This window comes from Streptomyces sp. JHA26, from assembly GCF_002005565.1.
Lineage (GTDB): Bacteria > Actinomycetota > Actinomycetes > Streptomycetales > Streptomycetaceae > Streptomyces.
In genome coordinates this window covers 20,099-29,187 of the sequence record NZ_BDJC01000074.1, presented here as the reverse complement: position 1 = coordinate 29,187, position 9,089 = coordinate 20,099, and the positions used below count along the sequence as shown (strand labels likewise).

9 protein-coding genes are annotated in these 9,089 nt (G+C 67.9%); 7 read left to right on the top strand and 2 right to left on the bottom strand.

Going from position 1 to position 9,089, the window contains the following annotated elements; translation table 11 throughout:
- Both JHAT_RS30245 and JHAT_RS30240 read right to left on the bottom strand, forming a co-directional pair.
- A partial coding sequence (locus JHAT_RS30245) for a hypothetical protein (protein WP_143660543.1) occupies positions 1-192 on the bottom strand: 192 nt, incomplete at its 3' end.
- 64 nt (positions 193-256) lie between these two features.
- Positions 257-763 carry a hypothetical protein gene (locus JHAT_RS30240; protein ID WP_077801467.1) on the bottom strand — a complete coding sequence of 169 codons (507 nt, stop codon included), beginning with the start codon at positions 761-763 and terminating at the stop codon, positions 257-259.
- A gap of 562 nt (positions 764-1,325) precedes the next feature.
- On the opposite strand from JHAT_RS30240, the gene JHAT_RS30235 reads away from it, so the two are divergent.
- From JHAT_RS30235 to JHAT_RS30205, 7 genes are all read left to right on the top strand, one after another.
- Complete coding sequence (locus JHAT_RS30235; protein WP_077801466.1) at positions 1,326-1,763, top strand: hypothetical protein; 438 nt, start codon at positions 1,326-1,328, stop codon at positions 1,761-1,763.
- Positions 1,763-3,583 (top strand): hypothetical protein, encoded by a 1,821-nt coding sequence (locus JHAT_RS30230; protein WP_077801468.1) that lies wholly within the window; start codon positions 1,763-1,765, stop codon positions 3,581-3,583. The genes JHAT_RS30235 and JHAT_RS30230 overlap by 1 nt, the downstream gene beginning before the upstream one ends.
- An 88-nt stretch (positions 3,584-3,671) precedes the next feature.
- Entirely contained in the window at positions 3,672-4,937 is a 1,266-nt protein-coding gene (locus JHAT_RS30225; RefSeq protein ID WP_290439825.1) for a S8 family serine peptidase, read from the top strand.
- Positions 4,938-5,053: 116 nt separating this feature from the next.
- Entirely contained in the window at positions 5,054-5,404 is a 351-nt protein-coding gene (locus JHAT_RS30220) for a WXG100 family type VII secretion target (RefSeq protein WP_077801464.1), read from the top strand.
- 63 nt (positions 5,405-5,467) lie between these two features.
- Entirely contained in the window at positions 5,468-5,767 is a 300-nt protein-coding gene (locus JHAT_RS30215; RefSeq protein ID WP_077801463.1) for a WXG100 family type VII secretion target, read from the top strand.
- A gap of 108 nt (positions 5,768-5,875) precedes the next feature.
- Positions 5,876-6,793, top strand: coding sequence for a serine/threonine protein kinase (locus JHAT_RS30210; RefSeq protein ID WP_077801462.1), 918 nt, complete (start codon positions 5,876-5,878; stop codon positions 6,791-6,793).
- 66 nt (positions 6,794-6,859) lie between these two features.
- Positions 6,860-9,040: a protein kinase gene (locus tag JHAT_RS30205; protein ID WP_077801461.1), complete on the top strand. Its 2,181-nt coding sequence runs from the start codon at positions 6,860-6,862 to the stop codon at positions 9,038-9,040.
- The last annotated feature ends 49 nt before the right edge of the window (positions 9,041-9,089 follow it).

Below are 9,089 nucleotides of genomic sequence, written 5' to 3'. Positions count from 1 at the left end.
GGCGGTCTTGCCTATGAATTCCCTGGACACCTTGGCGTTCACGCCGGCCCAGTCGGCCTTGTTGGCGCCTTTGTGGAGGTTGTCCTCGGCGTCCTTCTTCAGCGTTTCGAGGTTCTTGACGAGGGTGGACCAGTCCTTGACGGCGTCGTCGAGGAGCTTGAAGTCGGCGTCGCGGAGAGTGTCGAGTTCCATGGCTGTCGTCCTTGGGCTGAGCGGGGGAGTGAACTGGTTCGGGCGGGCGGTGGGATCCCGTCCCTCAGTCGTCCTTCTTCTTGCTCGGCTCTCCGTAGATCTTGTTCTTCTCGCCCGGTGCCCCGACGCGCTCGTCGAAGCCGGCGTCCAGCATGGCGATGCTGCTCATCTGCCGCTGGATGTAGCCCTCGTCCCCGTCGTGCACCTTCTTGGTCACCCGCATGTGGTTGGAGATGTGGGCGCAGGCGTCCATCAGGGACTTCAGCTGCTCGTCCCAGCGGTTCGACACGTGCTTGAGTCCGGCGCCGAGAGCGAAACCCTGCTTGGACAGGTCGGCGGCCGCGGAGTCACTGGTGGGTACGGCGACACGCGCCTTGTCCCACAGGTCGTTGTAGAGCTCGAACGCGGCCGTGCCGATCTTGGTGAGCCCGTCGTTCGCGACCTTGAGGTCACCGTACGAACTCGGCTTGGGAGGCGCCCCACCGTCCGCCTGGTTCAGCTGCATGTGCGCAGAACCCTGCCGGCGCTGCAGCGCGTCGGCCTTGAGCTGTTCCCACTCGTTCCATGCCATGGACGGCAACCTCCCCGTGTGCAGGGCTGCCCGCCGCCTGTGCCGGCCGGTGGACGTCCTGCGGTGTCCGGACTCCGCCACAAGTTAGCAACCGGGGCCCGCAGGCCGACCGGGTGCGTCCGGTGTGGGGTGATTGCGGAGGTGAAGTTTTTGGGGAGATCTGTTGGCCGGTGGGGAGCGGAGCGGGGGGCGGGGTCCGCGGGCGACACATCGGTCGCGCGCGCTCGGGTCGCGTACGAAGGGGGGCGGCGGGTGACGGCGCGCGGGTGCACCACTTCGAGTGATGCACCGATTCCTGCCCGGCGCGGTCACTCATCGTTCACCTTTTAACCACATGACTGCAGGGTCGATCCGCCCGGTCGGCGGCGGCATCCCGTGCCCTCTTCGACGTGTCATGTCCGGGACGTTTTTGTAACTGGACTAGCACGCATCCCGGTTGGCCCTGTCGTACCCGTTGACTAGAGTGGTGATCGCAAGACGCGCGCAGCCCGCTTTGCGATCGCGGGGGCGAGTGGCCGGCCGGCCACAGTGATGGAGCTACGGGGAACGGGGAGGGAGCGGCGTGCTTCCAGCGGACATGGTGGGGGGCGTGTCGGCAGCCAGGGCGGCGAACCTGGAGGTCACCGGTGAGGCACTGAGCACGTTCGTGAAGCGGGTGGACGCGGTCCTGAGCAACCTCGAGGGATCGCCCGGCAACCCGACCCGAGTCGGCGCCCAGACGATCAAGTCGACGTCGCTGGCGCAGGACCCGGCGGCCTTCCCTGAGGCGCATGCCCTGTACGTGCAGTACAACCAGGTGCACGAGAAGCTCACCTCTCTGTCCAAGACCCTGCACCTCCAGATCGAGGCGATCGGCATCGCCGTGCGGGGTGCGCACGTGGGCTTCGACAACCTCGAAGAGGAGCAGCGGCGCCGCTTCTGGGCGATCCAGTTGCAGATCAAGGGCCTGGCGGACGACAGGAAGCGCGCTGAGGGCGAAGACAGCGCCGGGGGCATGTGATGACCGATAAGCAGCACGAGCAGGACCTGCAGCGGGTCTCCGCGCAGAACACCTTCACGGACTTCACGCGGCATGCCGAAGAGCCATCGAGTGCGAACGGTGGCTTCCTCCGCCGGGCGATCGACGGCATGGTGCGTGAGGTGGCGAGGAAGGGGCCGTACGCGGATGCCGTACACGGTCGCACCAACTTCGACAAGCACTCCCTGAACGCCATGATCGACCTGGTCGAGCAGACCAACCCGGAGGACCTCGAGTCTTCCGGCAAGGCTCTCTGGGACGCGCGGGACGCCATCACGGAGGCCGCCAAGGAACTGGACGGCCACATCGAGAAGGTGCACTGGGTCGGAGAGTCGGGCGAGGCTTTCCGCAAGTGGGGTCGCTCGCTCGTCACCAGCACATACGGGCTGAGTGACTTCGCCGGCGGGGCGGGGGACCAGATCACGGCTGCCGCCGTGGGTCTGGCGGCGGTGCGCAAGGCCATGCCGCCCCGGGACACGAGGCCGTTCGACAAGGTGGGCGTGCGTCCCAATGCTATGCCGGTGCTCGCGCAGACCGAGAGCAATCCCGATTACGTCGAAGCGAAGCGCGTGGAGAAGAACCGGCAAGAGGCGATCAACCAGATGAATCGGTTGTCGTCCTACTACGCGGTGGCCAACGAGCAACTCGTCGCGCTGCAGAACAAGACCCCTACCTTCGAGTCCATGCCGGACGTGGGCGTCCCGAAGCCAGTGAGTGGCTATGAAAAGCGGTCGCAGAGCGTGTCTCCTTCTCAGGGGACGGCAACGGGGGCGGTAAGTGGCGCGAACCCTCAGACGGCCACTTTCTCCGCCGGGCATGCAGGGACGAACGGGGCCCTGGACACGCCGCTGCCTCCCCAGCAGGCTGCCGGCAAGATCCCCTACCCGGATGCCCCAACTGTTCCCACCGTGGGAACGAGCATCGACAGCGTCGGCACGTTGCCTCCCGCCACCACACCACCGGTGACCGGTCACACTCCGTCTGTTCCTGCCGGTCCGGTGGCGGCGGGCACCACCAACTTCCCGGGTGGTGACGGCTATGGACTCCCGCTGCCTTCTGCCGCGGGCCTGAAGGAGGGGCGCACGCCTGGAGGCATGCGGACTCCTGGGTCCGCTCAAGGGCTGGCCGGAAAAACCGGGACGAGCAACTCGGTTCCTGGTCGCGCTGTTGGGACAGGGCAGGGGCCGCTTGGGCAACTGGGCAAGTCGGCGTCGACAGGGCAATCGGCTGCCAGAGGCACTACGGGCGGAGCGAGGTCGCTCCCGATGGGACCCGGAGTGACCGGTGGCACCCCCAGAGCGAGCGGCGTCGGCACACCGCGGACGGCCGGTGGGCCGGCTACCGGTGCTGGCCGGTCCAGCGGCGTGGTCGGGGGGCGACCCACGGCAGCTCCTGCTGGGGCCAAAGGCACCGGACGGCAGATTCCTCGAGGCACAGTCGTCGGAGCGGGTAAGTCGGCAAGCCCTCATGGTTCGGCCGGGCGACCTCCGCAGCGCGGTGTCGTTGGGGCCCCGCAGCCTTCGGCTGGGCAGGGTGCCGGTGCCACCGGCTCTCGCGTTGCCCCGGGCAAGTCGGCCGCAGTGACAAGCAAGCCCGCTGCGCGTACTTCTGCTTCTGGGGCCGAGCGGAATGGCATGACCCGCGGAGGTGCCGGTCTTCGACGCGGCCCTGGTGACCAGGGGAAGCCGGGCGACAGGCGCGAGACTGGTCGAGCAAGGCGCCAGGATCGAGAAGTTGAAGAAGAAGCGGGAACCGACCTGCCCACAGAGCCGCGGCGTGACACGTTGCCGGGTTCCAACTGACCGTGAACGAGGACCACAAGCTATGAAGTCAGCCACCAGCCGCAGAATTGAGCGAGCCGGTCTCATCCGTCCGGACCGCAAGAGACGAGTGCGTGCCGCGGGTGCGGTGGTTGGCACCATGGTTGCTGTGAGCATCGGAGTGGCGCCCAGCGCCGCTGCCGACGACATCAGGTCGAAGCAGTGGTATCTGGAGCCGATGCAAGCCGAGCAGATGTGGAAGGCCAGCACCGGAGAAGGTGTGAAGGTCGCTGTTCTTGACAGTGGCGTAAACATGAACACCCCAGCACTCAAGGGGCAAGTTCTCGCCGATGAAGTTCCGAAAAGCGTTGCCTACCACGCGACTCGGGACGAAGTCGGTCACGGAACAAGCATGGCAGAACTCATCGCGGGAACCGGAGCCGGCGGTGGCATCCAAGGGCTGGCGCCGGGCGCGAAGATTGTTCCCTATTACGTCAGCGTCGACCCCGATGGAGCGGATAAGGGCAAGGCGCCTGAGTTCGCCGAAGTGCTCCGAGCGGTGGCCGATACCGACGTGAAGATCATCAATATGTCCTTCGGTAATCCAGCGTTTGATGAGGAAGAACAAGCGGCCGTAGAGTACGCGGCCTCAAGGGGGAAGCTGCTGGTTGCTTCCGCTGGTAACGATGGACTTGAAAACGGTTTCGCCGGTTACCCCGTCTCGTATAACTACGTACTTGGTGTTTCCTCGATGAACGAGGAAGGCAAGATTTCAAAGTTCGCCACTCGCGGGAACTACGTCGATCTCGTCGCACCGGGTGAGGACGTCCCGACCTGGTGCGACGCCTCATTCCAGTCCTACTGCAGCAAGAGTTCTGGGACAAGTATCTCGAGCGCTTTGGTGTCGGCGTCCGCCGCTCTCATCTGGTCCGCTCACCCCAACTGGACGGCGAACCAGGTCACTCGAGCCCTCATCGACACCGCAGGCCGCAAGTGGCCGAAGAACGACCCGACCCAGTACTCCGGGTACGGCACCGTCCGCCCCCGCGTGGTGCTTGCAAACCCGAACTACGACGCTGGCGCGCCCTACTCCGATCCCCTCGCCAAGTGGAACAGGGAGAAGGGGAAGAAGCTGGTGACGGAGATCCCGCCCGCCTCCGCGGCTTCCCCCTCCGCGACGCCCCCCTCCGCAACAGGCTCGTCACAAGCACCGGAAAACTCTTCAGGTGCCGACAAGGCCGCAGCAGGATCGAAGGCGGACAAGACGGAGAATGTGGCAGCCGAGTCCTCGAGCGACGACAACAGCACGCTGTGGATCGCCCTCGGCGCTGCCGCCGCCGTCGTCGTGATCGGAGGCGGAGCCTTCGTCGTCCTGCGATCGCGTCGCGCCACGTGACGTCGGCCGCCCGGGCCCTGGGCCGCTGGGCCAGGGACATGGAGAACGTGCTCAGCGCCTCAGGGCATTGAGCCGCACAGTTGGACCCCGAAACGAAAAGGGAGGGCAGGCGGAACATGGCCGTCGACCAGAAGCTTGAAGATGCAGCAGTAATCAAGCTGCAGAAGGACATGTACGAGAAGTTCGAGAACATCCGCAAGCGGGTGCACAGCCTGCAGGGTGTCATCGACAGCCTCGAGGGCCAGTGGCAGGGCATCGGCCGTGCCGCCTTCGACACGAAGCAGTACGAGATCAACACCTCGCTGCAGAACATGGGCCGCATCCTCGGTGACGTCATCGAGGCGATGACCGCGACGCGCAACATCAAGGACACCAAGGAAGACGAAGTCCGCGCGGCCGTGAACAAGATCAACGTCAACGACGGTGCCCCCACGGTCCAGTCGTCGCCGTTCAGCTCGATGACCTGAGCCTTCTCGGGCGTCGACCTTCGCGGACACCAACCACAAGCAGAAGAGACGAGGTAGGCAGAGATGAGCCGTAACGCGGACGGTCTGCAGGTAACGTACGACGGGCTCGACTTCGCGGCGACGAACATCGCCAACGAGGCGAAGCAGCTCGACGAGGACATCCAGCAGCTGCGCACCATGGTGATGAACAGCAAGCAGTACTGGGCGGGTAAGGCCCAGGACACCTTCGACGAGAAGCTGGGCCGCTGGGACAAGGAAGCCAGCGACATCCACCAGGCCCTGATGGGCATCGGCCACGTCGTCGGCCAGTCGGGCGGTACGTACATGGAGGGTGACCTGGCTGCGTCCAGGTACCTGCAGTAGTCACCTGCGGCCGAGGCCGCGGCAGGAACCAGGGTGGGCGTGCGCGGGAGACGCCCACCCTGCTGCTGTGCACCACCTGACACGACGACGGACGATACGAGGACACGCATGACGGGGGCCGAGAGCGGCGCACGGGCACCCCGGTGCCCCTACACGCCTCTCACCCGACTCGACGCGCGCGGTCCCGGCGCGGGCGCCTCCGCCCCCTGCCCCGTTCCGATGGAGCGCTTCATCGCCCGCAGCACCGACGGCGAACGCACCGTCTTCCTCAGCAAGCCCCTGGCGGCCGTCCAGCCGGCGGCGTTTCTGGCCGAGGCCGAGTTCTCCCGCTACCTGCTGGGTCCCTGGATCCTGCCGACCGTCGAGGTGGCCGCTCCCGGAACCGAGGCATGGGCCGCCCACGCCTACGTACCCGCCCTTCCCCTCCCCGCGGTGCTGGCCCTCCACGGCGGTCCCCTCCCCGAACGCACCGTCAGGGCCCTCGCCGTCGCCCTGGCCGAGACCCTCGCCGTGCTGCACGGGCAGAACGTCACGCACGCGGGGCTGTCCCCCGCGGCGGTACTGATCGCCGCCGACGGCCCCCGGCTCTCCTGCTTCGGCGCGGTGCGCGCCGCAGCGCAGGACGGTGTGCCCCGACACGACGCACCGGGGCTGGACGCCGGGAGTCTGCCGCCCGAGCAGGCGTCGGGCGGGCGGCCCCGGCCACTGGGCGACGTCTACGCGCTGGGCGCGACCCTGGCCTACGCGGCCACCGGGTACACGGCGCCCGAGCAGGACGAACTGCCGCCCTTCCTGCGGCCACTCGTCGGCCGCAGTCTGTCCAGGGACCCGGCACGCCGTCCGTCGATCGCCGAGATGATCCACGCACTGGCCGACGACCCCGCACCACCGAGCCCTACAGGATTCGGACCCGTCACGCGTGCCGAGACCTTCCTCGGTCCGGGCTGGCTGCCCCCTCGGGTCATGGCCGCCATCGCCCATCAGTCGGCGTCCGTCCTGGCCGCGGAAGTGGCGGCGGCGCCATAGAGCCACGAGCCGTCCGAACCTGCACAACCGCCCGGTGTTCCGCACGACTCCGACGACGAGAAACCCATGCCGATCCCCCTCACCCACGACGACCCCGTCGCCCTCGGCCCCTACCGGCTCATCGCCCGGCTGGGCAGCGGGGGCATGGGCACGGTGTACGTGGCGCGCTCGGGCGGCGGACGCACGGTCGCACTCAAGACCATGCACGCGGCCATCGCCGCGGACCCGGCCGCCCGTACCCGTTTCCGGCTGGAGGTCGATGCCGCCCGGGTCATCGGTGACCGTTTCGGCGCGCGGGTGATGGACGCGGACCCGCTCGCGGAGACACCGTGGATGGCCACCGAGTACGTGCTCGGACCGTCGCTCGACGAGGCCGTAGGGATCGCCGGACCGCTGCCGGAGGCCTCCGTGCGGGCGTTGGGTGCCGCACTGTGCGGCGCGCTCGGCCAGTTGCACCGCAGTGACGTGGTCCATCGCGACCTCAAGCCGTCCAACATCCTCATCGCCGGCTACGGCCCCAAGCTCATCGACTTCGGCATCGCGAGAGCCATCGGCGACGACCGCCTGACACGCGCCGGCGCGGCCGTGGGCACGCCGGCGTTCATGTCACCGGAACAGGCCACGGGGCAGGACCACGAAGCGGCCGGTGACGTGTTCGCGCTCGCCGGAGTGCTGGTGTTCGCGGCAACCGGCCGCGCCCCGTTCGGACACGGGCAGACCGCGGACCTCCTGTACCGGGTCCGGTACGCGGAAGCGGACCTCGAGGGAGTGCCGGCTTCGCTGGCGCAGGTGCTCGCCCCGTGTCTGTCCAAGGACCCGCGGGAGCGTCCCGGCACCGAGGACCTGGCCGTCCGACTCCACGACGGGACGGGGGAGTTCGCCGATCACCTGCCGGACGTGCTGCTCGCGGACATCGGCCGGCGAGCGGCCGACGTATGGCAGCCGATGCCGCAGCGTGCAGCTCCGCCGGCGGTCCCGGACACCTACGACGCGGCGTCCGAAGAGGCACGCCGTGCACCGTCCCGCCGTCGGTTCCTGAGGTGGGGCGGAGCCGTGGCGGCGAGCGGCGCGGTGGCGACCGGAGCGGTGTGGTGGGGGACCCGGGACAGGCGCCAGCGGGTGACCGCACACGCGCCGACCCGCAACCTCGACCCGTTGTGGCAGTACGAAGGGTCGGGCCGGATGGTGATCGAGAAGTGGGGCCTGGTCATCCCTCAGTCGGCCAGTGGTCACGTCGACCTCGCCACGGGCGGCAAGACCGTCCGTATCAACTCCTACACCGGTCGGCTGCAAAAAACGATCACAGTCTCGGCGGCATGGTGGCAGTTGGTGTCCGTCGGGAACACCGACTACCGACTCTCCGACGACTTCGACCACCTCCAGGGCCAGAGGGTCCCGGTCGAGATCGCCACCTATGACACGCAACAGCAGTACATCAAGCCCACCGGGACCTACTTCGCGGACACCGACTACAAGCTGCGCGGCCACCAGCTCCTCAACGTCACCGGGACCACCGCGTACGTAGTGCTGGGGCAAGGACCCTTGAACAGCGAAAGGACCTTCCTCGCCTCGCAGACCTGGACACTCCGCGCCGCGGACCTCACCACCGGCCGGACCCTGTGGAAACAACCCCTGCCGAAGAGACCGGACCAGAGCACCCGCCTGCACATCCTCTCCGCGGCGGTCGTCGGCACGCGCCTCGTGACGTTCCAGGAAGCGGACGACAAGAAGGTGCGCCTCGTGGTCCGTGACACCCGTACCGGAGCCGTGCTCTGGGACGAGCCCCACGACGCCCCCGATCCCGAGCCCCTGCGCAGTCCGATCGCCGTCGACCAGGAGCGCGTCTACGTCGGAGGGACGGGGCTCAGGGCGTTCCGGCTGAGCGACGGGGCGCAGGCGTGGGCGAGCGGTCAGGGACGTCGGTACAGCCCGCCGACCGTGAAGGAAGGCGTGGTGTACGCCGTCGCCGAGGAGAGCGGGATCGAAGCGGTCGACGCCGTCCGAGGCACATCGCTCTGGACCGAGAAGACGGACCAGGCACAAGGCGTGTACACCGCCTGGCGCCCCCTGGTCGGCGAGCAGCGGGCGTACTACCGCAACGGCGTCCACCTGCGGGCCGTGGGCCTGTCGTCCCACACCACGGAGCGCACCTACAAGACGAGCGGCGAGCAGTTCCACGTGGACGCGCACCTGGGGCTGATCCTCGCCGTGGACGCCGATCACCTGACCGCCTACCGGCTCGTCTAGCCGGCCGCGCCCCCACCGACACCTCCCGCTCACCTCGGCAGAAAGACCT